This is a genomic window from Epibacterium sp. ABV4_022 (assembly GCF_056159345.1).
Genome location: NZ_JBSWVA010000001.1, coordinates 2,433,936 through 2,458,270, shown reverse-complemented (window position 1 = coordinate 2,458,270; position 24,335 = coordinate 2,433,936). Strand labels below are relative to the sequence as shown.

The following is a 24,335-nucleotide window of genomic DNA, read 5'->3' as shown; positions in this document are numbered from 1 at the left end:
GACCCCTCATAGCGGTATTGCTAGGTTTGCTCAACCGAGCGGGCGGAAACAGTCAGCCGGTGCAAAGGGACACAGAGGAACCAGTCGCAAGATGACAAAAACAAGCGGGATAGGCCTGGGGACCGGGTTGGCCATCGGTACGGTTGCGGCGGTGGTCATCGTGGGCGGCGGGATCTTCCTCGCCCAGAGCGGCAGGCTCGGCGAGGCGGCGCAAACCGGGGTTCAGCGGCAGCTGGCCGCTTTGGGGCTGGCGCCGCCCGCTGACCAGGCGCAGCCCCCCGCAGCCAAACCCGAACCGGAGCCGGAGCCAACAGAGGCAGCGCCCGCAGAGGCGACCGCACCAGAGGATGTCCCAGACGTCGCCGCGGCGCCGGAACCGACGTTTGAGCTGCGCGCGCCGGTGCTGGAGGTGGCCCGGTTCGAAACCGATGGCTCCGGGATCGTTGCGGGCTCGGCTCAGGTCGGGGTCGAGGTTCAGGTGCTTCTTGATGGCGCGGTTCTGGACACCCAGACCGTCCCGGAGGCGGGGGAGTTTGTCTCCTTTGTGTCCATCGAGGTCAGCGACCAGCCGCGTATCCTGACCCTGCTGGCCCGGTTCGACGGGCAGCAGCGCATGTCAGAGGACCGTTTCATCCTGGCCCCGATCCAGCCGCAGATTGCCGCAACCGATGATACCCCGGAGGCGGACCCGGCACCGGGCGCAACGGCAACGACGGAGGGCGACAGCGATGCGGCTGATCTCGTGGTGGCCGACACATCCGAGGTTGTGGCGCCGCAGCCAGAGGACGAAACCGCGTCCACGCCATCGACCGCGACGACAACAGAGCCGGCGCAAGCTTCCGCCACCGACGAAGACACGTCAGCGGCAGCCCGCGTCACAGAGGTGACACCGCCCGCCACCGGAGGTGAGGATCGCCAGAACGTTGCAGAGGCCGCTCCCACATCCCCGGCGCAAGAGACGCTTGCCCCGGATGTGGCCGAGGCTGCTCCGGTCCCGGCGCAGCAGGAGACCACCGTGGACGCAACAGACACCGTGTCCGCGCCACAAGCGCCGGACGACGATGCGGTGGCACAACAGGACACTCTGACCACAGCGGAGGCCCCCTCCGTGCAGAGCACGCCGGTGACCGCTGAAACGCCGCCCGCCGCAACCGCTGTTACCGTCGCGGATGCCGACGCTGGGGTGCAGGACACGCAGACAGCGCCGCCGGTTTCCGCAGAGTCCACCCTGGTTGAGCCCGACACACCGCAGGCGTCCACCCGTACGGCAACACCGAACATTGCCGCAGATGGTGATGCGACTCCGCCGGAACGACAGACCTCCGTCGCCGATGCGCCCGCCACCGCGACCGAGGACCCGGTGGAGGCGGATCCGGAGCCAGCGCCGCAGCCCGACGTCTCTGTCGCCGTGTTGCGCGCGGGCAGGGATGGGGTCACGCTGGTGCAACCCGCCAGCCCGGTTGCGCCGGCGCTGTTGGACAAGGTTGCACTGGACACCATCGGATATACCGATGCCGGCGAGGTGCAGCTTGCCGGACGTGCCAGACCGGATGCGCTGGTGCGGGTCTATCTGGACAACAGTCCGGTGGCGGATATTCCCGCGCGTGCCGATGGCCGCTGGTCGGGCAGTCTCACAGCGATCGCGCCGGGGATTTACACGCTGCGCCTCGATGAGATCGACCCGGTGGAGGGCAACGTGCTGAGCCGGCTGGAAACCCCCTTCAAACGCGAAGCGCCCGAGGTGTTGCAACCGGCGCTGGCGGCGCAGGGCGAGGCCGGCGGGCCGGCACCGGCGATTGCGGCGGTCACCGTGCAGAAGGGCGATACCCTCTGGGCGATCTCGCAAGAGCGCTACGGCAGCGGGTTCCTCTATGTGCGCGTGTTCGAGGCCAACAAGGACGATATTCGCGATCCCGATCTGATCTACCCCGGACAGATCTTCACACTGCCGCAGTGAGGGCGTAGACAATAGCCACTGCTTTGCGCGCTCCTGTCGCCGGGGGCGCGTTTTCGCGTCCGAGGCCGGGCACTACGACGTCAGCCCCTGAACCGGCGCAGATGCGGCCGCACAGACTGAGACAAGGACCCCAGATGAGCCAAAGTGAGACGCCCACCGCCGCGCAGGAACGCCGTTCCGGGTTGCGCACGCTGCGCAAGGTCTGGCCCTACATCTGGCCGCAGGAGGCGCCGTCGGTGCGGGTCCGGGTGGTCCTGGCGATTGCGGTCCTGGTCGCCGCCAAGGGGATCGCGGTGGCGACTCCGATGCTCTACAAGGGCGCGGTGGATGCGCTGGCCGGCGAGGGCGTTCCGGTGCTGGCGCTTGGCGCGATCGGCCTGACCATCGCCTATGGTATGGCGCGGGTGATGAACACCGGGTTTCAGCAATTGCGTGATGCGGTGTTTGCCCCGGTGACCCAACGGGCGCTGCGGCGTCTGGCGCTCTCCACCTTCCGCCACATCCATGCGATGTCGATGCGCTATCACATGACCCGCAAGACCGGCGGCCTCAGCCGGATCATCGAGCGTGGCGTCAAGGGCGTGGAGTTCCTTCTGCGGTTCCTGGTGCTGTCGATCGGGCCGCTGATCCTGGAGCTGTCTCTGGTCGCGGTGGTGCTCGCCTGGATGTTCGACTTCTGGTATCTGGTGGCCGTCGCGGTGACCGTTGGTCTCTATGCCTGGTTCTCCTTTGCGGTGACGGAATGGCGGGTACGCTTGCGACGGGACATGAACACCCAGGACACCGATGCCAACCAGAAGGCGATCGACAGCCTGCTGAACTACGAGACGGTCAAATACTTCGGTGCCGAGGATCGCGAGGCCGAACGCTACGACGGGGCGATGAAGAACTACGCGGCCGCGGCGTTGAAAACGGCCTATTCGCTGGCGGCGCTGAACTTCGGTCAGGCGGTCATCATCACCACCGGGCTGGTCACGGTCATGGTGATGGCGGCTGCGGGGGTGGAGCGCGGCGATCTGACGGTGGGCGATTTTGTCATGGTCAACGCCTACATGATCCAGATCACCGGCCCGCTGGGGTTTCTGGGCACGGTCTATCGCGAGATCCGTCAAAGCCTGGTGGACATGGGCGAGATGTTCGACCTCCTGGAGCAGGCGCCGGACGTCGAAGACCGGCCTGATGCGCAGGAGCTGCGCGTGGACAAGGGCGAAATCCGATTGCAGCAGGTCGAATTCGGCTATGAGCCGGAGCGCCAGATCCTGAAAGGCGTCTCCCTGACGGTGCAGGGCGGCCAATCGGTGGCGATCGTCGGATCGACGGGATCGGGAAAATCGACCATCGGGCGGCTGCTGTTCCGGTTCTACGATGTCACCGGCGGTCAGTTGATGATCGACGGACAGGATGTGCGCGACGTGACCCAGAAGAGCCTGCATGCCGCCATCGGCGTGGTGCCGCAGGACACGGTGCTGTTCAACGATACCATTCGCTACAACATCGCCTACGGGCGGTTTGGGGCCAGCGAGGCCGAGATCATACAGGCCGCGCGCGATGCCCAGATCCATGATTTCATCGAAAGCCTGCCCGCGGGCTACGACACGCAGGTCGGCGAACGGGGGCTGAAGCTCTCGGGCGGTGAAAAGCAGCGCGTCGGGATTGCCCGCACCTTGCTGAAGGACCCTCCGATCCTGCTGCTGGACGAGGCCACCTCGGCGCTCGATACCTACACCGAACAGGAGATCAAGACGGCGCTGGCCCGTGCCGGACAGGGGCGCACGGTGATCACCATTGCCCACCGGCTGTCAACCATCGCCGAAGCGGATCGCATCGTGGTGCTGGAGCAGGGCGAGATCGCCGAGACCGGAACCCATGACGCGCTGATCGGGCAGGGTGGGCGCTATGCGCAACTCTGGCACCGCCAGCAGTCGGATCTGGACCGCGACTGAGCTCCGGCGTCTCCCTGACCCCATGCGCGCTTTAGCGCTTTGGATTGTCATCTCTCTGTCATATTCTGGGGCGGGCCGCTCCGCTTGGGGAGACGGTGCGGCGCGGATGGCGGTCTCTCCAGGGAGAACAGATGACCCAACGACTGAAACAGGCCCTGATGGCCCTTGTCCTGAGCGCTGCGGCCACCGTGTCGCACGCGGAGGATCTCGATTTTCTGCTGAGCAACGAAAGCAGCGCCGATCTGGTCGAATTCAACGTGTCCGTCGCGGAATCCGCGTCCTGGGAAGAGAACCTGCTGGCCGGGGGCTATCTGCAACCGGGATACGAAATCGACGTCGTGATTGCGGATGGCCAGTCCACCTGTGTTTACGACATTCGCGGTATCTTCTCCGATGGCGCGGTGCTGGAGGACTTCGGCCTCGATCTCTGCGCGCTGGGGGGCTACACCTTTTACGACTGACACTGCCGTTGCCAGATCAGCTGGCGTGGCAGATCGTGATGAAGATAGAAATTCGACGGCGGCACCGGGTGGTGTCGCCTCTTTTTTTGCTTTGCCCCGGTTTTGATTTTGTTCCCGGCCGGGGTGGCTTTTCCTCTTTTGAGCGAATTTGCGCGGCGCGCCGCCCGTTTCGGCCCCGGGGGTCGGCGGCGATATGTGCAGTGCCGGTGCCTATGCGTTAAGTCGCCGATGTGAAACGAAAAATCAGGCCGAACACCGCCCGAAAACGGGGGCGGGCCGGATCGCTCTGGCGGCGGTGGAGGGGGCTCTCTACCTTCCATCATGTCACGAGGCGCTGAACTGCCGGTGACCGAAACAAACCAAAGAGTGGAGTATAACGATGAAGACTTTTGCCCTGACCGCCGCCGTTGCCGCAATCGCCGCAGCCCCCGTTCTGGCCAGCAACTTCGCGCCCGAAGTGGATGCGGATGGCAATGGCACCCTGTCGCTGGAAGAGCTTCAGATCGCCTATCCGGCGCTCACCGAAGAGACCTTTGCTCAGATCGACGTGAACGCCGATGGCGAGGCGGACATGGAAGAGGTCGCAGCCGCGCAGGAAGCTGGCATCCTCGTCACCAACGGCTAACCCGAATGGCTGTCGCCCAGGGTCGCCCGGATGGGCCCCTGGGCACGCCTCCCTGTGGCAGCCCCCGTGCGCGTCTGTTTTGCGCCTGTTCCGGGTTCGGGATCCTGCCACAGGCATGTGCTGTTCTTCCTGGCACGCGCCACGGTTCCGCGCCCCCGCCGGACCGTCTGACCCTCTCTTCCCCCAAGAGACTGCGCCTGTGTTCCAGGTTGCGGCACATGAAAGGCCCCGCCCATCGGCGGGGTCTTTTTACTTGTTCCGCAGGGGGATAGCCGGTGGTTTCTTACATTTTTTTCACAGAAACGAGACTGGCAGGAACATCTTTGGCTGTGGCGTGTTGGTCGGATGTCACGGAGGCACAAGACCTCCAAAATACACTGCGATCCTGAAAAGGAGGACAACATTATGAAACGCTTTGCGCTGACCACCGCCGCCCTTTCCGCCCTGATTGCCGCCCCGGCAATGGCTGATGTTTCCGGCGCCGGTTCGCAAACCTTCGACGAGCTGAAGGACGTCTATCCCACGCTCGACCGTAAGGTGTTTGAGCAGGTCGACGTGAACAAGGACGGTGTGGCCGACATGGCCGAGATCGATGAGGCCGAGCAATCCGGTGTGCTGGACGAGGAGATGGCAGTCACGCACTCCTCCTCCGACGGCAACTATGATCCGACGCCGAATGGTGTGGACGAAGCCGGCTCGCTGACCTTCTCCGAGCTGAAGGAAGACTATCCGTCCCTGACCAAGAAGGTTTTTGAGGAAGTGGACGTGAACAAGGACGGCGTTGCGGACATGGAAGAAATCGACCAGGCCGAGCTGTCCGACGTTCTGGAACCGGGTATCGGCAATACCGCCGAAGGCCAGTCCTACAACAACGGGTAACATCGTTTGCGTCAGCAGCCCCTCGACAGAGGTGTCGCTGCTGCCAAATGAAGAGGGCCTCTCCCATCGCGGGAGAGGCCCTTCCTTTTCGCTCTACGCTGACGCGCCGCTATTCGGCAGCCTTCAAGGAGGCTGACCCCGCCGCGGACGGCGCTTCTGTTGCCTCCTGCGGTTCATCGTCAGTCCATTGCACCTCGGTCATCGGCAGGTGGCGTGCCTTGCGGCTCAGCACCGTATCCCGGGCCACACGGCTGCCCTGTCCACCCGTCACGCGGGCGACAAGACGGCCGAGGGCGGCCATATAGGTGCTGAACCAGATCCGCAGCGCCAGCAGGGAGGGGGTCACGACCAGTGTCAGAACCGTCGCCACACCCAGACCAAACACCACGGCAGTGGCCAGCTGTTTCCACCACAGGGCGGTGGGGCTGTCGATCGAGTAGCCGCCGCCAAAGAAGTCCAGGCTGACCCCGAACATCATCGGTGCAAGACCGGCCATGGTGGTGATCGTGGTCAGCAGAACCGGCCGGATGCGGGCCTCCGCAGTGCGGATGATGGCCTCGATCCGGGGCATGTGCTGGCTGAATTCCTGATAGGTATCAATCAGAACGATATTGTTGTTCACCACAATCCCCGCCAGCGCCACGATGCCGGTGCCGGTCATGATGATGGAGAAAGGCTGCTGCATCACCATCATCCCGATCAGCACCCCGGTGGTGGACAGCACCACCGCCAGCAGCACCAGAACCGAGTTGTAGAAACTGTTGAACTGCGCCAGCAGGATCACGAACATCAGTCCAAGCGCCCCGGCAAAGGCCCGCATCAGGAAGGCACCGGATTCCTCCTGTTCCTCCTGATCGCCGGTCCACTCCCAGTCGATGGAGGCGTCAAAGGGCTCGGTTTCCAGCCATTTGGTCAGCTCCGCAATCCGTTCGTTGGAGTTGATCGGAACGACGCTGGTCTCGTCGTCCGCAATCGCTTCGCGCAGCGCGTCAGAGGATGCAGCGCCGGTCAGGGACTGGATCTTCGCCTTGGCACCGCTTGGCAGGGTGATGGCCTGGTCAGAGGCGGTTTGCCCCTCTGTCACCTGTTTGACCACCGCCAGAGAATAGGGCGCCCCATCGGCATCCGTGCCCATGATCCGGTTCAGGCCCGGTTCCACATCCGCCTTCACATCGAAATACCGTTGCTGTTCGACGCGCGAAATCTCGGCCAGTTTCGGAACCGGTTTTCGGGTCACGAAGTTGGACAGCGGCACCAGCCCTTCCTCGGTGCGCAGCTTCAGCGTATCGAGGGTCGACAGCACCCGCTGCTGCTCCGGTAGGCGCAGGCGGATTTCGATTTCCTCGTCGGAACTGTCGACGCGCATGGTGTCTAGCAGGATGCCGCGGGTGACCAGCTGCACCATGGCTCCCACCGTTGCCACATCGGCACCGTAGCGGCCGGCCTTGGCCACATCCACGTCGATTTCCCAGTCGATCCCGGGCAGGGGCAGGCTGTCCTCGATGAGGGTCAGCCCCGGCGTGTCCTCGAACTTGGTGCGGGCGGTATCGGTGGCGGCGCGCAGCGGTTCCCAGTCGTCACCCTTGATGCGCAGGTGAACCGGTTTGCCGGAGGCCGGCCCGCCCTCGAGCGCCTTGATCTCCACCTCAAAGCCCGGCAGCGTGTCGGTCAGGCCGGTCAGCTCTTCGAGCACCGTGTCGCCATCGAATTCATCCGCGGTGACTTCCCGCTCGAACAAGCCCCCAAAGACCGGCTCGGTTTTTGTCGGGCGATCCTCCCAGGGGATGATCTCGAACTGGACCTGGCCGATGGTGTCGGGCGGCGTGCTCGCGCCGGAGGCATCGGTGTTCAGACCGCCCTCACCGGCAAAGGAGAAGACATTGATGACCGCCGGATGGCGCATGATCATGTCTTCGGTGGCGCGGACCATTTCGTCCTTTTCATGCAGCGACAGGTTGCCGCGCGCCCGGACATAGGCGGTGGCCTGCTCCGGTTCGCTTTCGACAAAGAACTCGACGCCGTGGTTGTTGGTCTGGAACAAGCCAAACACCGTCATGATGCCAAAGCCCACGACCACAAGCGTCACCACCGGCATGACCGGGTTGCCGACGATCAGCTTGATGAACCAGCCAAATCCGCCAAGGCGATGGCCGGCCTCGACCCGGCGCTCGCGATGTTGCAACTCCGCCGCCCCGAGGGTGACAGAGGCGGCGACGGCGGACAGCAAAAAGATCGCGACCCCCACAAGCGTGGCAAACAGGCCCGCGCCATTTGCAAACAGATAGGCCGGGTTCAGAAGCTGCATCGCCCCCACGAACATGCCCCAGATCGCCAGCGGCACCAGTGCGGCCCGGACCACCCAGGGCAGATGGTGGCGCAGCGCGTCAGAGGCGTTGCCAAAGGCGCGGCTCATGCGGCCCGTCACACCGCCCATTACCGGCAGGTAGATCAGCGCAACCACCAGAGATGCCGACAGAACGAAGATCAGCGTCACCGGCAGCATGCCCATGAACTCGCCCGGCACCCCGGGCCAGAACAGCATCGGCAAGAAAGCACAAAGCGTCGTCGCGGTGGAAGAAACCACCGGCCAGAACATGCGCTGCGCCGCCTCCACATAGGCGTGCATCGGGCCGGTGCCTTCGGAAATGCGCTTGTCGGCATATTCCACCACCACGATGGCGCCGTCGACCAGCATCCCCACTGCGAGGATCAGGCCGAACATGACGATGTTGGAAATCGAAATGCCCATCAGCGCCAGGAAGGCAAAGCACAGCAGGAACGAGGTCGGAATGGCAAAGCCCACCAGCAACGCAGCCCGGCTGCCAAGCGCCGCAAGCACGACGATCATCACCAGCGCCACCGCGGTCAGAACCGACCCTTCAAGCTGGCTTACCATGGAGCCGACAACCCGGCTCTGGTCGTTGGAGGTGCCGATCTCGATCGCCGCCTGCAACTCCGGCGGCCATTTGGCCTGCGCTTCGGCCAGGGTTTCCTTTACCAGATCGACGGTATCGATCAGGTTGAAGCCCTTGCGCTTGACGATCTGCAGGGCGACGGTCTCATTGCCGTTGAACCGCGCGGTGCCCTGGCGATCCTCGAAGGTGAAATTGATCTGCGCCAGTTCCCCAAGGGTCACCACCCGGTCGCCGTTGGTCTTGACCGGCAGGCCATAAATGTCCTCGACGCTGTCAAAGGAAGACGGGATCTTCACCGAGAAAGTGCCCTGATCGCTCTCCACTTCACCGGCGGCGATCAGCTGGTTGTTGTTCTGCACCACCGAGATCAGCTCGACCGCGGTGACATTGTAGGATTCAAGCTTGAGCGGGTCGATCAGCACCTCGACCATTTCGTCGCGATTGCCCGCGATTCCGGCCTCAAGCACCGCATCCAGCGCTTCGATGTCGTCCTGCAAATCCTTGGCCAGCCGGGCCATGGTGCGTTCGGGCACCGGACCCGACATGTTCACGATGACGATCGGAAATTCGGAAAAGTTGATCTCGTGGATGGCGTATTTCTCGGCGCCCTCGGGAAACTCCGCCTCGGCGGCATCCATCGCGTCGCGGACGTCGGCCATGACAGCGGTCTTGTCCCAGCCGAATTCGAATTCCAGTGCGACGCCGGCATAGCCTTCGGCCGCGGTGGCCGACATCTTGTCCAGCCCGTCCAGATCCGCCAGTTCGGTTTCCATCACCTTGACCAGCAGCGTCTCCGAATCCTCGGCGGAAATGCCGGGGAAGGGCACCGAAATGAACAGGGCGGGGATTTCAATGTCGGGCTCGCCTTCCTTGGGCAGGCTGACATAGGCAAAGCCCCCGACCAGGAGGGAAATCGCGATAAAGGCCAGGACCATCCTGGCACGATCTGCAGCCCAGTTGACGACGCCGATCATTCACTTGCCTCCCGGTACGTTGGGTTCAGGGCCACCCCTTCGGTGACAAAATCCTGTCCGACAACAATCACGTCCGCCTGTTCCGGCAGCCCGTCGAGCCAGACGCCGGCGGCCTCATCCCGTAACAGCGTCACCGGAACAAAACCGGCCGTGCGATCTGCGCGCACCACGCGCACGCCCAGTTGCCCCTCGTTGTTCAGTGTCAGCGCCGATTGCGGCAATTGATGTGCCTTGGCGCCTTCGGCGGCGATGGCGATTTCTGCGGTCTGGCCATCGCGAATGCTCAGGTCGGGGTTGGGCACGGTGACCTCCACCTCGAAGGTGCGGGTGGTTTCATCCGCGGAGCGGCTGATGAAGGACACCTCGCCGGTGACCTGCTGGCCGGTTGCCAGCCGCGCACCGGCCCGCGCGCCCAGCGAGACCCGGTTGATCGCGGTTTCCGGCACATATCCCACCAGCTTGATGGTATCGAGCTGGATCACGGTGGCGCAGAGGGTGCCGGGCTGCAGCAGGCTGCCGACCTCGGCGGTATCGGATTCGAGTATACCATTGAACGGCGCGTGCAGCACCAGGCGATCCATTTCCTTTTCCGCGGCGGCGACGGCGGCCACGGCGGATTCGATCCCGGCGCGGGTGGATTCGAGCCCACCTTCGGCTGAGGCGATCGCCGCCTGTGCGGTGCGCTCGGCCGCCTTGGCAGAGGCCAGACGGGTTTCAGAGGCATAGCCCCCTTCCGAAAGCTTCTGTGCCGCGGTCAGGTTGATGCGCGCCTCTTCCAGCACCGCATGCGCTTCTTCCAGGCGGGCTTCGGCTTCCGGCATCTTGGCGCGGGCTTCGGCGAGGCGCGCGCGCGCCTCCTGCAACGAGGCCGGGCGGGTGCCGGGGTCCAGTTCACACAGCACATCGCCGCGGTCCACCGTCGCCCCCTTGCGCAGCGGATCGGAGATCACGGTCGAGGTGGTTTCGGCCATGACGTTGACCTCGCGCAGGGCACGGGTCTGGCCACGCAGCACCACCGCGTTGTCGATGGCGCGGGCCGTGCTGTGCACGGCGACCACCGCCACTTGCGGCGGGCCGTCTGCCGTATCACCGGACCCTGCATCCGCGAGCGCGGTCTGCGCCGCCTCGGCCGCGGAGTCGGCCGCTTCCATGTCCGTCGTGTCCTCGCCGCGGGCGAAGGCCAACAGGCTGTCGCGCTCCATGACCACGGCATAAAGGCTTGCGGTCACGACCAGGGCGGTCAGAGGGGGAATAATGCGCATGTTAAACGTCGTCTCCAGATTGAACACGTTTTTGTGAGTATAACCCCGTTTCGCCACGTCACACTGTGAAGCAGGTCACAGTGTGATGGTTTTCCGAAACACGTGCGCCGGGGCCCTTGATCCGGGCTCAGGTCTAAGCGGTCCCGGCGGCAAACAAAATGGTTCAGATTGCTCTTGTCACGCAAAATGACGCGAATGAGTGAAAATTCTCCCTGATTGAGCCGTTTCGCACCGGCAAATGGCAGGTTTTGTGCTCTTGTGCACAGGACTTGGCTTGTCTGAGTGCACAGGCTATGACACATCGTCAGGAAGAAATTTCGCCCCTTGGGGGCATCAGGGACAGAGGCCGTTTCATGAGCGATACCGACAGTTTCATCGATGAGGTGACGGAAGAGGTCCGCCGCGACCGTTTGTTCCTGCTGTTCAAGCGCTACGGCTGGATCGGCGCGGTGGTGGTGATCCTGATCGTGGGCGGCGCCGCTTGGCGCGAATACAGCCAGGCGCAGGCGCGCAGCCAGGCGCAGGACGTGGGAGACGCGATGACGGCGGCCCTCTCGGCGGATGCGGCAGCGGCCCGGGCCGATGGTCTGGCGCAGATCGAGGCGGGCAGCGCGGGCGCGCAGGCCGTTGTCGATATGGCCGAAGCAGCCGCACGCGTCGACGCCGGAAACCCGCAAGAGGCCGTAGCGCTGCTGGATGGGATCGCCACCAACGGGGATCTGCCCCAGGTCTATCGCGATATTGCGGCCTTCAAATCGGTTCTGCTGCAGGCGGACACCATGTCGGCACAGGATCGGCGCCTGCGCCTGGAGGCCCTCGCGGCCCCGGGCGGGACCTTGCAGTATCTGGCAGCCGAACAGCTGGCCTTGCTGGACATCGAGGCCGGTGACACCGCGGCAGCGCTTGCCCGTCTGCAGGAGATCTCTGCTTCGGTTGGCGTGTCCCGGGACTTGCAAGAGCGGGTGTCTCAAGTGATTGTGGCTCTCGGCGGATCGCCCGAGGCGGATGCGCAGGACGGGGACGGGTAAGCGCCGCTCTGGTTCGAGTGGTGACGAGATCCGGAAGAAATGACCCAGGAATGATGACAGGGGCAGGGTGATGACGGCAACTCCAGGTGGCTTTGGCCTCCGTGCAAGTGTAATGGCAACGGCGATTGCGGCGCTCCTGTTGGGGTGCGCCGAACCGGAGGAAATCCTGCGCGGCCCGCGCGAAGATATCCGCGGCGGACAGAGCGGCGAGGTTGAAAACCAGGCGCGGGCGATTTCCCTGCCGCGTGCGGTCAACAATTCCTCCTGGACCCAGAGCCCGGGGCAGGCGGCAACCCGGACCACCCATGCGGCGCTGTCTACGGCGCCCGCCTTGGTCTGGAGCACCAACATCGGCAGCGGCGACAGCCGCAAGCAGCGCATCACCGCAGCGCCAGTCGTCGGCGGTGGCCGCATCTACACGCTGGATGCCTCCTCTCAGGTGTCCGCAGTGTCGCCTGCGGGTGCGGTTCTGTGGCAACGCGCGATCCTGCCCTCCAGCGATGGCGAGGGTGACGCCACCGGGGGCGGCATCGCCTATGCGGGCGGGGTCGTTTATGTGTCCTCCGGGTTTGGCATCCTGACCGCGCTGGATGCGGAGACCGGCCAGCAGATCTGGCGTCAGGAGTTGGGCGCCACCGGATCCGGCAACCCGACGATTCGCGACGGGCTGCTGTATCTCGTGGCGGGTGATGACACCGCCTGGGTCATTGATACCAAGGATGGCCGCATTGCCTGGCAGTTGGAAGCCAGCCCCAGTGCGTCGAACATCCTCGGCGCCCCGGCGCCCGTGGTCGGGCCGGAGATTTCGGTCTTTGCATTTGGCTCCGGCGATCTGATCGGGACCTTCCGGCGCGGCGGGTTCCGCCGCTGGATCGCATCGGTCTCCGGCGCGCGCACCGGCAGCGCGATTTCGCAGATCAGCGATGTCACCGGAGCGCCCTTCCTGGACGGCAATCGTGTCTATGTGGGCAACCATTCGGGGCGCACCGCGGCCTTTGACGTGAACTCCGGCGAACGGCTCTGGACTGCGTTCGAAGGCACCTTCGGCCCCCTCTGGGTGGCCGGCGGCAGCGTGTTTTTCGTGAGTGATCGCAACAGGTTGATGCGTCTTGCGGCCAATGACGGCACTGCCATCTGGTCAGTGGACCTGCCGGGCTATGTCAAGGACAAGCCGCGCAAGCGTGCAGAGATCGTGGCGCATCACGGTCCGATCCTGGCGGGTGGGCAGCTGGTGGTGGCCTCCAATGACGGCCGCTTGCGGTTCTTTGATCCGGTGGACGGCAGCCTCAACCGCAGTATCGAGGTCAAAGGGGGCGCTTCGACAGAGCCCGTCGTCGCCAACGGCACGCTCTACGTGGTGACGTCTGATGGTGAACTTGCGGCGTTTCGCTAACCTGTTGACGCTGCAACAGTGAGGTGTTGCGCTGCGCTTTGCGCATCGCGAGGGGGCGGGCCGCGCCTTCGGCGCGGCCCGCCCGGCCCAACGCTTCTTGTGACGTTGCCGCAGGCTGCGTTGCAAAGGGGCGGGAGCGCTCCGCTCTGACTGTCAGACCTGAAGACATCCGGGAGGCAGGGCTCCGGAGACCGCGAATTTATTTACTGGCGTGCGGGCCAAAGATAGGGTATCCGCGCGGTTCACCAATCACGGAAAGTCCGGAGCCATGTCCTTTACGCTCGCCATTGTGGGGCGCCCGAATGTGGGCAAGTCCACCTTGTTCAACCGTCTTGTCGGCAAGAAGCTGGCGCTGGTCGACGACCAGCCCGGTGTCACGCGCGACCTGCGCGAGGGCGAGGCGCGGCTGGGCGACCTGCGGTTCACGGTGATCGACAGCGCCGGTTTGGAGGACGCCACCGACAACAGTCTCGAGGGCCGCATGCGGCGCTTGACCGAACGGGCGGTGGAAATGGCGGATGTCTGCCTGTTCATGATCGATGCGCGCGTCGGCGTGACCCCGACGGATGAGGTCTTTGCCGAGATCCTGCGCAAGAAATCGGCGCATGTGATCCTGGCCGCGAACAAATCCGAGGGCTCCGCCGCCGATGCGGGCGTGCTGGAGGCCTATGGGCTGGGGCTTGGCGAGCCGATCCGTCTGTCCGGTGAACATGGCGAAGGCATGAACGACCTCTATTCGGAACTCTTGCCGGTGTCGGAGAGGTTCGAGAAACTCGCCGAAGAGACCGCCCCCCTCACGGATGTCCTGTTGGACGAAGATGCGGACGCGGACTTCAACGCAGGTGAAGAGATCGCCGCAACACCCGTTCCGACAATGGAAAAACCGCTTCAGGTGGCGGTCGTGGGGCGCCCCAACGCGGGCAAGTCCACCCTCATCAACAAGATCCTCGGCGAAGACCGACTGCTGACCGGACCAGAGGCCGGGATCACCCGTGACGCCATCAGTCTCAAGATCGACTGGTCCGGAACGCCCATGCGGATCTTTGACACCGCCGGCATGCGCAAGAAGGCCAAGGTCCAGGAAAAGATCGAAAAGCTCTCGGTCTCGGACGGTCTGCGGGCAGTGAAGTTTGCCGAGGTCGTGGTGGTCCTGCTGGATGCTGCGATCCCGTTTGAACAGCAGGACCTGCGCATTGCCGACCTGGCCGCGCGCGAGGGGCGTGCGGTGGTGATCGCGGTCAACAAATGGGACATCGAGGACGAGAAGCAGGACAAGCTCAAGGCGCTCAAGGAAGCCTTCGAGCGGCTGCTGCCGCAATTGCGGGGCGCGCCGCTGATCACGGTGTCGGCCAAGACCGGGCGGGGGCTGGAGCGCCTGCATGACGCAATCATGCGCGCCCATGATGTCTGGAACCGCCGGGTGCCGACAGCGGCCCTGAACCGTTGGCTTGCGGGCATGCTGGAACAGCACCCGCCGCCCGCTCCTCAAGGCAAGCGGATCAAGCTGCGCTACATGACGCAGGCCAAGACCCGACCGCCCGGATTCGTGGTGATGTGTTCGCACCCCGACAAGATGCCCGAGAGCTACAATCGCTATCTGATCAACGGGTTGCGCGATGATTTTGACATGCCGGGCACGCCGATCCGCTTGACCCTGCGGGGGCAGGGCGACAAGAATCCCTACAAGGGCAAGAAGAAAGCGACCCCGTCGCGCCTGCGTAAACATCTCGACGGTCGCAAGAGCTGATCCCGGCTGGCGCGGCACCACTGACAGGAGACCGCGCCACATGACCTGGCCCTTTGGCATTCAGGACCTGATCCGGGAATTCATCACGCTTTTTGTGGTGATCGACCCGGTTGGCAGCATTCCCGTCTTTCTGTTTGCCACTGCCGCGGTGCCGCAGCGGCTGCACCGGTCCTTTGCGCTGCGGGCGGTCTTGGTGTCCGCGCTGGTGCTCGGGTCGTTTCTGGTGCTCGGTCAGATCATCCTCGAGGGCATCGGGCTGCGTCTCGGCGCGTTTCAGATTGCCGGCGGCATCGTGCTGTTCCTCTTTGCGCTCAGCATGATCTTTGGCGAGACCAAGGCCGCCAGCGAAATCAAGGAAGCCGAGAGCGAAGACCTGTCGGGGGCGGTGTTCCCGCTCGCGATCCCGTCGATCGCCTCTCCCGGGGCGATCCTCGCGGTGGTGATCCTGACCGACAACCATTCGACAGGTGTCGTGGAACAGGCCATGACCGCCGGTGTTCTGGCGCTGGTCCTGGTCGTCACCTTCGTGCTGCTTCTGCTGGCCAGCAAGATCCAGCGCTGGATCGGTCAGACCGGGGTGAGCGTCATCAGCCGGGTCATGGGGCTGATCCTGGCGACGGTCGCGGTGGATGCGGTGTTGCAGGGGCTCGAACAGATGGGCGTTCTGGCATTGTCCGCTGCACCCGTCTGACCACAGGCGATGCAACTTTGGCGTGTGCCTGTGTGGCAAACACCTGCGCGGCGGGCATTTTTCCGCTGCGACCTCTTGTCTTAGAGCGTATACATATTAACTGAGCAGGGTGAATTTTTACCCACAGCCTGCCGTCACGCAGGCGTCACAGAGCGTATTTATGGGGTCAGACATGGATCTGAGAGCCTACACACGCCAGTACACGCAAAAAGACAACCGGCTTGCCGCGTTGAGCTATTTTGGCACATTTGCGGTCTATTTCACGACGCTGTATCTGGCGATTTCCTATTCCCATCTGTGGTTTGTCATGTGGCCCGCAGGCATCGTTTTTGCCTTTTGCGCGGTGCGGCTTTACGTGCTGCAACATGACACCGGCCATCATTCGCTGTTCGAGACCCGTTCCCAGAACGAATGGGCCGGACACGGGCTGTCGCCCTTCACCTTTGCCCCGTTTGAGGTGATGAAGCAGAACCACAACCTGCATCACGCCAATGTCGGCAATCTGGAGCACCGCGAAACCGGTGAAATTCACACCATGACGGTGGCGGAATGGGCACGGGCAGGGTTCTGGGAGCGGCTGCAATATCGGCTCTATCGCAACCCGTTTGTGCTGGTGCCGCTGGGGGCGGCCTTCACCTATTTCATCCGCTATCGCTGGCCGAAGAATACGCTCGAATTCGGGGTGATGCCGGTGCTGTTGCACAATCTGGCCATCGTGGCGTGGCTCTATCTGCTGTATCTGGTGGCGGGCAGCGAGGGGTTGCTGATCTGGCTTGGGTTTTCCTTCCTGGGCGGCATGATCGGCGTGTTCCTGGTCTATCTGCAGCATAATTTCGAGGACACCTATTGGGATCGCCGACCGGAGCTTGACCCCCGCGTGGCCGCCTTGCAGGGGTCGTCCTGTCTGGATTTTGGCTGGTTCTTTGATTTTGCCGTGGCCAATATCACCCTGCATGACATCCACCATTTCAACGCTCGTATCCCCAGTTATCGGCTGCGCCAGTGCCACTACAATCTGCCCGAGGACATGGCCCCGCGTCGGATCAGGTTTATCGAGGCCCTGCGGGCGCTGGGGTTGAAACTGTGGGACGAGGATCAGAAACGCCTCGTGCCGTTTCCAACCTGACGTGTCGTCGTTCTCCACACGGGGGCAAACGATGGGTTGGACATGATGGGAAGACGCCGCTAACCTCTTGATCCGAAGGAAACGTTTTTTCTTGGAGGCCGAACCCACCTATGACCCCGATATTGAAACTCCCCGGTGTGGGGCCCGCGCTGGCAAAGCTGCTCCAGGATCATGGCATCAAATCTGTCGAGGATCTGTCGCGCCGTTCGGATGCGGAACTCAGCAAGATACCCGGGCTCGGGTCCAGTCGGATTGCCAAGATGAAGGCCGCATCGGGGGAACTCCTTGGAGGGGGGGCGCCAGCCGCTGACACACAGGCAGCGCCAGCGGCAAAATCCGGCACCGCCGCCTCGCGCGGTGCGGCCAAACCCGCCAGCCCGCGCAAACCACGGACCGTCCGGCCACCTGCGGTGAAACCGGAAACCGTGGCGGCTGCAAAAACCGCTGCAACCGAGGCTGCCGAGACGGTGAAGTCCGGGGTTGATACCGCTGCCGAGCAGGGGCGCGAGGGGGTCGACAGTGCCGTCGCCGCTGCCGAGGCCGCACGCCTTGCCGCGGAGGCCAAGGCGGCAAAGGCCGAAGCCAAGGCCGCAAAAGCCGCCAAGAAGGCAAAGGCCCTGATGGCCGAATTCGCCGCCGCCAAGGCCAAGGCGAAATCAAAGGCCAAAAAGGAAAAGAACAAGGCCAAGAAAGAGATCGCCAAGGAAAAGGTCAAGGCGAAGAAAATCCTCTCCGACAAGGCCGATCCGAAGAAAAAGAAGAAAGACAAGAAGAGCAAGAAAGACAAGTAACGTCAGGGTCTGGCGTCGTTTTCTTTATGCATCTCGTAAAAAAACCGGCACCCTCGGGCGCCGGTTTTTCTGTGTGGTTTGCGTGGGTGCCGGGCCTCTGGCCCTTAGGCCAGTGTACCCTCTGCCGTCAGGGTCGACTTGCCGCCGAGATAGGGCGCCAGCGCTGCGGGCAGCGTGACAGAGCCATCGGCCTGCTGGCCGTTTTCCAGTACCGCAATGAGGCAACGCCCGACCGCAAGGCCGGACCCGTTGAGCGTGTGCAGATAGGCCGGCTTGCCGCCATCTGCGGGCTTGTACCGGGCATTCATGCGGCGGGCCTGGAAATCACCGGTGGTCGAGACCGACGAAATCTCGCGATAGGTGTTCTGGCCAGGCACCCAGGCCTCGATGTCGAATGTCCGACGCGCGCCAAAGCCCATATCGCCGGTGCAGAGCACCACGGTGCGATAGGGGATGCCGAGCTTCTCGAGGATGCCTTCGGCACAGCCCAACATGCGCTTTTGCTCATCGTCAGAGGTGTCCGGATGCACGATCGACACCATCTCGACCTTTTCGAACTGGTGCTGGCGCAGCATGCCGGAGGTGTCCTTGCCGGCCGATCCGGCTTCCGACCGGAAACACAGCGTATGCGCGGTATAGCGGATCGGCAGCGCGCTTTCGTCGATGACGTCACCAGCAGCGGAGTAGGTCAGCGGCACCTCGGAGGTGGGCACCAGCCACCAGCCGTTGGTGGTCTGATAGCTGTCGTCACCGAATTTCGGCAGCTTGTCTGTGCCGTACATTGCCTCGTCCCGCACCAATACGGGCGAGTTCACCTCGGTGAGGCCGTTGTCGTCCACATGGGTGTCGACCATGAACTGCGCCAGTGCGCGGTGGATGCGGGCCACGGCCCCTTTGAGCACCACAAAACGCGCGCCGGAGATCTTGGCGGCAGTCTCGAAATCCATCGCCTTGGCGACGCCTGCGATCTCGAAATGCTCCTTGGGTTCAAAGTCGAACGCGGGCAAATCGCCCCAGCGCTTCACCTCGACATTGTCGTCCTCACCCGCGCCCTCGGGCACGTCTTCTGCCGGGCTGTTGGGGATGCGCGCCAGCATATCGGTGAGCTTGGCGTCCAGTTCCTTGGCCTCGGCCTGCATGGTGGCAACTTCGGCCTTTTTGTCGGCAACCTCGGCGCGCAGGCGTTCGAACTCCGCCTCATCGCCTTTGGCCTTGGCAGCACCGATGGCTTTGGCGGCCTTGTTCTGATCGGCCTGCGCGGTTTCCGCCGCGAGGATCTTGGCGCGACGGGCCTCGTCCAGCTCCAGCACCTGAGAGGACAGGGCAGACTCTCCACGGCGGGCCAGGGCGGCGTCAAATGCGGCCGGGTTCTCGCGGATTGCACGGATGTCATGCATGGGTCTGCTCCTATGATGCAGTTTGAATCAGTGCCGTTAGCTATGCCCGAGCAGGGGGAGAAGGGGAAGGGGGCAGCGCCCGGCAAGGGGGTCTTGTAGCCGCAGCTGTGGCATTGAGGCGCGAAAAGCGTGCTTTGCGTGATGAAAGCCCGCCGGATCGCGTCCTCCGCGCCTTGCAATGCCCCAATGCACCGCATAGGTTCCACGCAAAATCCGGGCGCTGACGCGACCCCCAAAGACAGAAGGAAATACCCCATGGAAGGTGGCGCAATCGCCCAGTTTATCCCGCTGATCCTGATCTTTGCGATCATGTACTTCCTGCTCATCCGTCCGCAGCAGAAGAAGATGAAGCAGCATCAGAATATGGTCGAAGCCCTGCGCCGTGGCGATCAGGTCGTCACCCAGGGCGGCGTGATCGGCAAGGTGGCCAAGGTCAAGGAAGATGGCGAAATCGAGGTCGAGATCGCCGAGGGTGTCAAGGTTCGCGTGGTCAAATCCACCATCGCGCAGGTGCTGAACAAGACCGAGCCCGCATCCTGAGCCTCGCCTCGCACGCTACTGAAAAGGCAGGGTAATGCTGCAAATCGATACCTGGAAGAGGGTGCTCATCTGGCTGGTCTGCGTGGCCGGCCTTTTGGCTGCCCTGCCCAATGCGTTCTACACCCGTGTGGAACAATCCAATGACGCCTGGGCCGCGATAGAGGTCGAGGGCGAAACGCCTGAACGTCTGGCCGTGGCCGGGCAATGGCCCGAGTGGATGCCCTCGGGGCTTGTGAACCTCGGTCTCGACCTGCGCGGCGGCGCACATCTGCTGGCCGAAGTACAGGTCAGCGATGTCTATGCCGCACGGATGGATGCGCTCTGGCCCGAGGTCCGCAACACCCTGCGGGATGAACGGGGCACCATTGGGACCTTCCGCCGCATCCCCGAGGCCCCAGCGGATCAGATTCGCCTGCGCCTGTCGGATGCAGCGGGCATGAACCGGGCGCTGGAACTGGTGCGCGGTCTGGCCAATCCGGTGACCTCGCTCACCGGGGCGGGGGCCACCGACATCACCGTCAGCGGGCAGGGGGATGTGATCTCCATCGCGCTCTCCGACGAGGAAAAACTCGCCTCCGATGATCGTACCGTGCGCCAGTCGCTGGAAATCATCCGCCGCCGGATCGACGAGGTCGGCACCCGTGAGCCGACCATTCAGCGTCAGGGCAGCGACCGGATCCTCATTCAGGTGCCGGGCATCGGGTCGGCGGCCGAGCTGAAAGAGATTATAGGCACCACCGCGCAGCTGACCTTCAATCCGGTGGTCAGCCGTGGTTCTGACCCCGACGAGGCTGCCGGTATTGGCAACAAGGTGATCCCGTCGATCGACGAGCCGGGCACCTACTACACGGTGGAATCCGCGCCTGTGGTCACCGGCGAGGAACTGGTCGACGCACAGCCCGCCTTTGACCAGAACGGCCAGCCTGCGGTCAACTTCCGCTTCAACACCGCCGGCGCGCGTAAATTCGGCGACTATACCGCCCAGAACATCGGCGCGCCCTTTGCGATTGTGCTCGATGACGAGGTGATCTCCGCCCCGGTGATCCGCTCGCACATCCCCGGTGGCTCCGGCATCATCACCGGCAACTTCACCGTTGAGGACAGCACCCAGCTGGCGGTTCTGCTGCGCGCCGGTGCGCTGCCGGCGGAGTTGCAGTTCCTCGAAGAACGCACCATCGGCCCGGAGCTTGGCCAGGACAGCATTGATGCCGGCAAGGTGGCCACGGTTGTCGCCTTTGCGGGCGTGCTGGTGTTCATGGTGCTGAGCTACGGGATGTTTGGTGTCTTTGCCAATGTGGCGCTGATCCTGAACATCGCCCTGATCTTTGGCGCGCTGAGCCTGATCGGCGGCACGCTGACCCTGCCGGGGATTGCCGGTATCGTTCTGACGGTGGGGATGGCGGTGGATGCCAACGTGCTGATCTTTGAACGGATCCGCGAAGAGCTGAAGGCAGGGCGGGGACCCGCCAAGGCCATCGACGAGGGCTATTCCAAGGCGCTCTCGGCGATCGTGGATGCCAATATCACCACCTTCATCACCGCCGTGATCCTCTTTGCCATGGGCTCCGGCCCGGTGCGTGGCTTTGCCATTACCCTTGGCCTCGGCATTCTGACCTCGGTCTTCACCGCGATTTTCGTCACCCGGCTGATCATCGTGATGTGGTTCGAACGTCGCCGTCCCAAAACCATCGAGGTGTAACCGATGCGCTTGAAACTGGTACCCGAAGGGACCTCCTTTGATTTCTTCAGGCTGTGGAAAGTCTGGCTCGGCATCTCTGCATTGATGGTGGTGATCGGCTTTGCCTCCTTTGCATTGCAAGGGCTGAACTTCGGCATCGACTTCCGGGGCGGCACCACGATCCGCACTGAGGCGACGCAGGATCTCGATATCGGGGTCTACCGCGATGCGATTGCCCCGCTGGAGCTGGGCGACATCAGCATCACCGAGGTGTTCGACCCGACCTTTGACGAAGACCAGCACGTGGCGATGATCCGTATCGAGGCGCAGGAGGACGGCGAAGCCCTGTCCAGCGCCGTGATTGCGGATGTGCAGGCGGCGCTCGATGCGGTTGCGCCCGGGATCAAGTTCATCTCGGTCGAAAGCGTCGGCCCCAAGGTCTCGGGAGAGCTGGTTCAGACCGCGGTCATTGCGGTGGCGCTGGCGATCGGCGCGGTGCTGATCTACATCTGGCTGCGGTTCGAATGGCAGTTCGCCCTTGGTGCTGTGGCCGCACTGGTACACGACGTGATCCTGACCATCGGTGTCTTCTCCGAATTGCAGATCAAGTTCGACCTTGCGATCATCGCGGCCCTTCTGACCATCGTTGGCTACTCGCTGAACGATACCGTGGTGGTGTTTGACCGGGTGCGGGAGAACCTGCGTCGCTACAAGCAAAAGCCGCTGGCCGAGGTCCTGAACATCTCGATCAACGAGACCCTGAGCCGGACCATGATGACCTCTGTGACAACGCTGCTGGCGCTGATCTCGCTCTATGTTCTGGGCGGCGACGTGATCCGCGGGTTTGTCTTTGCGATGATCTGGGGCGTTGTGGTCGGGACCTATTCGTCGATCTTCGTGGCCTCCACCATCCTGCTCTGGCTGGGTGTGAAGCGCGACTGGACCAAGAACAACGACACCACCGGCAATCAATTCGCCAATATCGACGCCTGATTGGGCCTCATGCGACAGAGACAGCCGCGGCCTCGTGCTGCGGCTGTTTGCGTTCTGTGGGATGCGAGGGTTTCATCTTTTCCCAAATACCTCGGAGCGCGAGGCAGAGCCTCGCATCCGCACTTGCCGGTTTCAGCGCCGTGGCCGGCGTGATATTCACCTCGGTAAACCTCAGCAAGGAGTCTCCCATGCGCCTCAATGAAGTGGTCTATTCCGACGCCGTTCCGATCGACGGGTATGGTCCCGGCTTCTTTCGTGTCGGTGGTGAGGTCAGGGACGGCGCCATCCTGACCGGTGCGAAGGGGACCTCCAGCTGGGGCGGGCTCACGGATCAGACGCCCTTGCTGGCGTTGGTTGGCGAGGTGGATGTGCTGTTCATCGGCACCGGCGCGGAAATTGCGCATATTCCCGGCGATCTGCGTCAGGTTCTGGAAGAGTCTGGATTGGGGGTTGAGGTGATGAACTCTCCTGCTGCCTGCCGTACCTATAATGTGCTGTTGTCCGAAGGCCGCCGCATTGCGCTGGCAGCGCTGCCGGTTTGATCTGGCGCAAGGCGGTGCGGGGCGATCGCTGCTTTTGCTGAGCCGTGATAAGGCGTTGGGCCAGAAGAACAATACATCGGAACAAACATGATTGAGGTCAGGGATCTGGGCGTAAGCCGCGGCGGGATGCCGGTGCTGGCAGGGGTGCAATTTGCGCTCTCACCGGGCGAGGCGCTGGTGTTGCGCGGTCCTAATGGGATTGGCAAGACCACGCTGTTGCGCACGCTTGCGGGTCTGCAACCCCCCTTGGCAGGCGAGATCCTTGGAGACAGCGAGGACATCGCCTATGCAGCCCATGCGGATGGATTGAAACTCACATTGACGGTGGATGAAAACCTCGCCTTCTGGGCGCGGGTGTTTGGGGGCGGCGACCCTGACGCTGCGATTAGGGCTTTTGATCTGGCCGCGTTGCGGGACCGTCCGGCCGGGGGGCTGTCGGCGGGGCAAAAGCGCCGCCTGTCCCTGGCGCGGCTGATGGTCACGGGGCGGCGGCTCTGGATTTTGGATGAACCCACCGTCAGTTTGGATGCAGCCTCCGTTCAGCTGTTTGCCTCGAGTATTCGCACCCATCTGGGGGCGGGCGGAGCGGCGATCATGGCGACCCATATCGACCTCGGGATCGAGGGCCGTGTTCTAGACCTTGCGCCGTTCAAGGCAAAGCTTCCGGCCTTTGATGCGGATGACGCGGGGGGCTTCTTGTGATCGCGCTGCTGGTTCGGGATTTGCGGCTGGCCTTTCGCGCCGGGGGCGGCTTTGGCTTGGGTCTTGCGTTCTTTTTGATCGTGACGGTGATGGTGCCGTTCTCGGTCGGGCCGAACTCCGACACGCTGTCGCTGATTGCGCCGGGGATCCTGTGGCTCGGAGCCTTGTTGGCGTGCCTGTTGTCACTGGATCGCCTCCTGGCACTGGATTGGGAGGATGGCTCACTCGATTTGCTGGCCACGGCCCCCCTGCCGCTCGAAGGCGTGCTGAGCATCAAGGCCTTGGCGCATTGGCTGACCACCGGGCTGCCGCTGGTTCTGGCCGCGCCTGTGCTGGGGGTGTTGTTGAACCTGCCTGCTGGCGGATATCTCTGGATCACGCTGTCGCTTTTGATTGGCACCCCGGCCCTGTCGGTGGTTGGCACCTTTGGCGCGGCGCTGACCGTGGGGCTGAAACGTGGCGGCTTGCTTCTGTCGCTTCTGGTGATGCCGCTTTATGTGCCGACCTTGATTTTTGGTGCCGAAGTGGCCCGCCGGGGAGCCTCAGGTATGAGCGTGGAAACACCCCTGTTGATGTTGGCCGGGATTACCCTTGGCACCATCGCCCTTTTGCCCTTTGCCTCCGCTGCGGTGCTGCGCGTCAATTTGCGCTGATGGCGGTGATTGTGATGACCGGAAACAAGAGCTAGATA

The 24,335-nt window shown here is 63.4% G+C and carries 20 protein-coding genes; 17 read left to right on the top strand and 3 right to left on the bottom strand.

The features are described from left to right. Positions 1-91 precede the first annotated feature (91 nt). From ACXAF5_RS11580 to ACXAF5_RS11560, 5 genes are all read left to right on the top strand, one after another. Positions 92-1,957 (top strand): LysM peptidoglycan-binding domain-containing protein, encoded by a 1,866-nt coding sequence (locus tag ACXAF5_RS11580; RefSeq protein ID WP_474946695.1) that lies wholly within the window; start codon positions 92-94, stop codon positions 1,955-1,957. Positions 1,958-2,091: 134 nt separating this feature from the next. Beyond that, on the top strand, positions 2,092-3,900 hold the full coding sequence (locus ACXAF5_RS11575) for an ABCB family ABC transporter ATP-binding protein/permease (protein ID WP_474946694.1): 1,809 nt from the start codon (positions 2,092-2,094) through the stop codon (positions 3,898-3,900). Positions 3,901-4,031: 131 nt separating this feature from the next. After that, positions 4,032-4,361, top strand: coding sequence for a hypothetical protein (locus ACXAF5_RS11570; protein ID WP_239319558.1), 330 nt, complete (start codon positions 4,032-4,034; stop codon positions 4,359-4,361). Positions 4,362-4,740: 379 nt separating this feature from the next. Beyond that, the gene (locus ACXAF5_RS11565) at positions 4,741-4,986 is read left to right on the top strand and encodes an EF-hand domain-containing protein (protein ID WP_239319561.1); all 246 of its coding nucleotides are present in this window, start codon (positions 4,741-4,743) and stop codon (positions 4,984-4,986) included. 405 nt (positions 4,987-5,391) lie between these two features. Further along, positions 5,392-5,865, top strand: a complete 474-nt coding sequence (locus ACXAF5_RS11560) for a hypothetical protein (protein ID WP_474946693.1) — start codon at positions 5,392-5,394, stop codon at positions 5,863-5,865. Between the two features lie 109 nt (positions 5,866-5,974). Here ACXAF5_RS11560 and ACXAF5_RS11555 read toward each other — a convergent pair whose 3' ends face one another. Together ACXAF5_RS11555 and ACXAF5_RS11550 are read right to left on the bottom strand one after the other, a co-directional pair. Beyond that, positions 5,975-9,754 (bottom strand): efflux RND transporter permease subunit, encoded by a 3,780-nt coding sequence (locus tag ACXAF5_RS11555; protein ID WP_474946692.1) that lies wholly within the window; start codon positions 9,752-9,754, stop codon positions 5,975-5,977. After that, positions 9,751-11,016, bottom strand: a complete 1,266-nt coding sequence (locus tag ACXAF5_RS11550; protein WP_474946691.1) for an efflux RND transporter periplasmic adaptor subunit — start codon at positions 11,014-11,016, stop codon at positions 9,751-9,753. The genes ACXAF5_RS11555 and ACXAF5_RS11550 overlap by 4 nt, the downstream gene beginning before the upstream one ends. 353 nt (positions 11,017-11,369) lie before the next feature. Here ACXAF5_RS11550 and ACXAF5_RS11545 point away from each other — a divergent pair, with 353 nt between their 5' ends. From ACXAF5_RS11545 to ACXAF5_RS11520, 6 genes are all read left to right on the top strand, one after another. After that, positions 11,370-12,044 carry a hypothetical protein gene (locus ACXAF5_RS11545; RefSeq protein WP_474946690.1) on the top strand — a complete coding sequence of 225 codons (675 nt, stop codon included), beginning with the start codon at positions 11,370-11,372 and terminating at the stop codon, positions 12,042-12,044. A gap of 70 nt (positions 12,045-12,114) precedes the next feature. Then, complete coding sequence (locus ACXAF5_RS11540) at positions 12,115-13,437, top strand: PQQ-like beta-propeller repeat protein (protein WP_474946689.1); 1,323 nt, start codon at positions 12,115-12,117, stop codon at positions 13,435-13,437. Between the two features lie 268 nt (positions 13,438-13,705). Then, positions 13,706-15,184 (top strand): ribosome biogenesis GTPase Der, encoded by a 1,479-nt coding sequence (gene der / locus ACXAF5_RS11535; RefSeq protein WP_474946688.1) that lies wholly within the window; start codon positions 13,706-13,708, stop codon positions 15,182-15,184. 40 nt (positions 15,185-15,224) lie between these two features. Then, positions 15,225-15,875: a MarC family protein gene (locus tag ACXAF5_RS11530; protein ID WP_474946687.1), complete on the top strand. Its 651-nt coding sequence runs from the start codon at positions 15,225-15,227 to the stop codon at positions 15,873-15,875. A 172-nt stretch (positions 15,876-16,047) separates the two neighbouring features. Next, complete coding sequence (locus tag ACXAF5_RS11525) at positions 16,048-17,001, top strand: fatty acid desaturase (RefSeq protein ID WP_474946686.1); 954 nt, start codon at positions 16,048-16,050, stop codon at positions 16,999-17,001. 110 nt (positions 17,002-17,111) lie between these two features. After that, on the top strand, positions 17,112-17,792 hold the full coding sequence (locus ACXAF5_RS11520) for a helix-hairpin-helix domain-containing protein (protein WP_474946685.1): 681 nt from the start codon (positions 17,112-17,114) through the stop codon (positions 17,790-17,792). A 104-nt stretch (positions 17,793-17,896) separates the two neighbouring features. Here the strand turns inward: ACXAF5_RS11520 and serS are convergent, their stop codons facing one another. Then, positions 17,897-19,189 carry a serine--tRNA ligase gene (serS, locus tag ACXAF5_RS11515; protein ID WP_474946684.1) on the bottom strand — a complete coding sequence of 431 codons (1,293 nt, stop codon included), beginning with the start codon at positions 19,187-19,189 and terminating at the stop codon, positions 17,897-17,899. Positions 19,190-19,444: 255 nt separating this feature from the next. On the opposite strand from serS, the gene yajC reads away from it, so the two are divergent. From yajC to ccmB, 6 genes are all read left to right on the top strand, one after another. Further along, positions 19,445-19,729 (top strand): preprotein translocase subunit YajC, encoded by a 285-nt coding sequence (yajC, locus tag ACXAF5_RS11510; RefSeq protein ID WP_239319588.1) that lies wholly within the window; start codon positions 19,445-19,447, stop codon positions 19,727-19,729. 34 nt (positions 19,730-19,763) lie between these two features. Beyond that, positions 19,764-21,428, top strand: coding sequence for a protein translocase subunit SecD (gene secD / locus ACXAF5_RS11505; protein WP_474946683.1), 1,665 nt, complete (start codon positions 19,764-19,766; stop codon positions 21,426-21,428). Positions 21,429-21,431: 3 nt separating this feature from the next. Further along, entirely contained in the window at positions 21,432-22,400 is a 969-nt protein-coding gene (gene secF / locus ACXAF5_RS11500) for a protein translocase subunit SecF (RefSeq protein WP_239319592.1), read from the top strand. 188 nt (positions 22,401-22,588) lie between these two features. Next, a complete protein-coding gene (locus tag ACXAF5_RS11495) occupies positions 22,589-22,942 on the top strand; it encodes an Mth938-like domain-containing protein (RefSeq protein WP_474946682.1) in 354 nt (117 codons plus the stop codon). An 87-nt stretch (positions 22,943-23,029) separates the two neighbouring features. After that, entirely contained in the window at positions 23,030-23,644 is a 615-nt protein-coding gene (gene ccmA / locus ACXAF5_RS11490; protein ID WP_474946681.1) for a heme ABC exporter ATP-binding protein CcmA, read from the top strand. Next, on the top strand, positions 23,641-24,297 hold the full coding sequence (gene ccmB / locus ACXAF5_RS11485) for a heme exporter protein CcmB (RefSeq protein ID WP_065323645.1): 657 nt from the start codon (positions 23,641-23,643) through the stop codon (positions 24,295-24,297). The genes ccmA and ccmB overlap by 4 nt, the downstream gene beginning before the upstream one ends. The last annotated feature ends 38 nt before the right edge of the window (positions 24,298-24,335 follow it).

What these genes read in the sequence shown, in the direction of transcription:
- secF (WP_239319592.1), top strand. Translation starts at nt 21,432, where the DNA reads ATGCGCTTGAAACTGGTACCCGAAGGGACCTCCTTTGATTTCTTCAGG.
- ACXAF5_RS11495 (WP_474946682.1), top strand. Translation starts at nt 22,589, where the DNA reads ATGCGCCTCAATGAAGTGGTCTATTCCGACGCCGTTCCGATCGACGGG.
- ACXAF5_RS11540 (WP_474946689.1), top strand. Translation starts at nt 12,115, where the DNA reads ATGACGGCAACTCCAGGTGGCTTTGGCCTCCGTGCAAGTGTAATGGCA.
- ACXAF5_RS11560 (WP_474946693.1), top strand. Translation starts at nt 5,392, where the DNA reads ATGAAACGCTTTGCGCTGACCACCGCCGCCCTTTCCGCCCTGATTGCC.
- ccmA (WP_474946681.1), top strand. Translation starts at nt 23,030, where the DNA reads ATGATTGAGGTCAGGGATCTGGGCGTAAGCCGCGGCGGGATGCCGGTG.
- ACXAF5_RS11520 (WP_474946685.1), top strand. Translation starts at nt 17,112, where the DNA reads ATGACCCCGATATTGAAACTCCCCGGTGTGGGGCCCGCGCTGGCAAAG.
- ACXAF5_RS11555 (WP_474946692.1), bottom strand. Translation starts at nt 9,754, where the DNA reads ATGATCGGCGTCGTCAACTGGGCTGCAGATCGTGCCAGGATGGTCCTG.
- yajC (WP_239319588.1), top strand. Translation starts at nt 19,445, where the DNA reads ATGGAAGGTGGCGCAATCGCCCAGTTTATCCCGCTGATCCTGATCTTT.
- ACXAF5_RS11530 (WP_474946687.1), top strand. Translation starts at nt 15,225, where the DNA reads ATGACCTGGCCCTTTGGCATTCAGGACCTGATCCGGGAATTCATCACG.
- serS (WP_474946684.1), bottom strand. Translation starts at nt 19,189, where the DNA reads ATGCATGACATCCGTGCAATCCGCGAGAACCCGGCCGCATTTGACGCC.
- ACXAF5_RS11565 (WP_239319561.1), top strand. Translation starts at nt 4,741, where the DNA reads ATGAAGACTTTTGCCCTGACCGCCGCCGTTGCCGCAATCGCCGCAGCC.
- ACXAF5_RS11570 (WP_239319558.1), top strand. Translation starts at nt 4,032, where the DNA reads ATGACCCAACGACTGAAACAGGCCCTGATGGCCCTTGTCCTGAGCGCT.
- ACXAF5_RS11545 (WP_474946690.1), top strand. Translation starts at nt 11,370, where the DNA reads ATGAGCGATACCGACAGTTTCATCGATGAGGTGACGGAAGAGGTCCGC.
- secD (WP_474946683.1), top strand. Translation starts at nt 19,764, where the DNA reads ATGCTGCAAATCGATACCTGGAAGAGGGTGCTCATCTGGCTGGTCTGC.
- ACXAF5_RS11580 (WP_474946695.1), top strand. Translation starts at nt 92, where the DNA reads ATGACAAAAACAAGCGGGATAGGCCTGGGGACCGGGTTGGCCATCGGT.
- der (WP_474946688.1), top strand. Translation starts at nt 13,706, where the DNA reads ATGTCCTTTACGCTCGCCATTGTGGGGCGCCCGAATGTGGGCAAGTCC.
- ACXAF5_RS11550 (WP_474946691.1), bottom strand. Translation starts at nt 11,016, where the DNA reads ATGCGCATTATTCCCCCTCTGACCGCCCTGGTCGTGACCGCAAGCCTT.
- ACXAF5_RS11575 (WP_474946694.1), top strand. Translation starts at nt 2,092, where the DNA reads ATGAGCCAAAGTGAGACGCCCACCGCCGCGCAGGAACGCCGTTCCGGG.
- ACXAF5_RS11525 (WP_474946686.1), top strand. Translation starts at nt 16,048, where the DNA reads ATGGATCTGAGAGCCTACACACGCCAGTACACGCAAAAAGACAACCGG.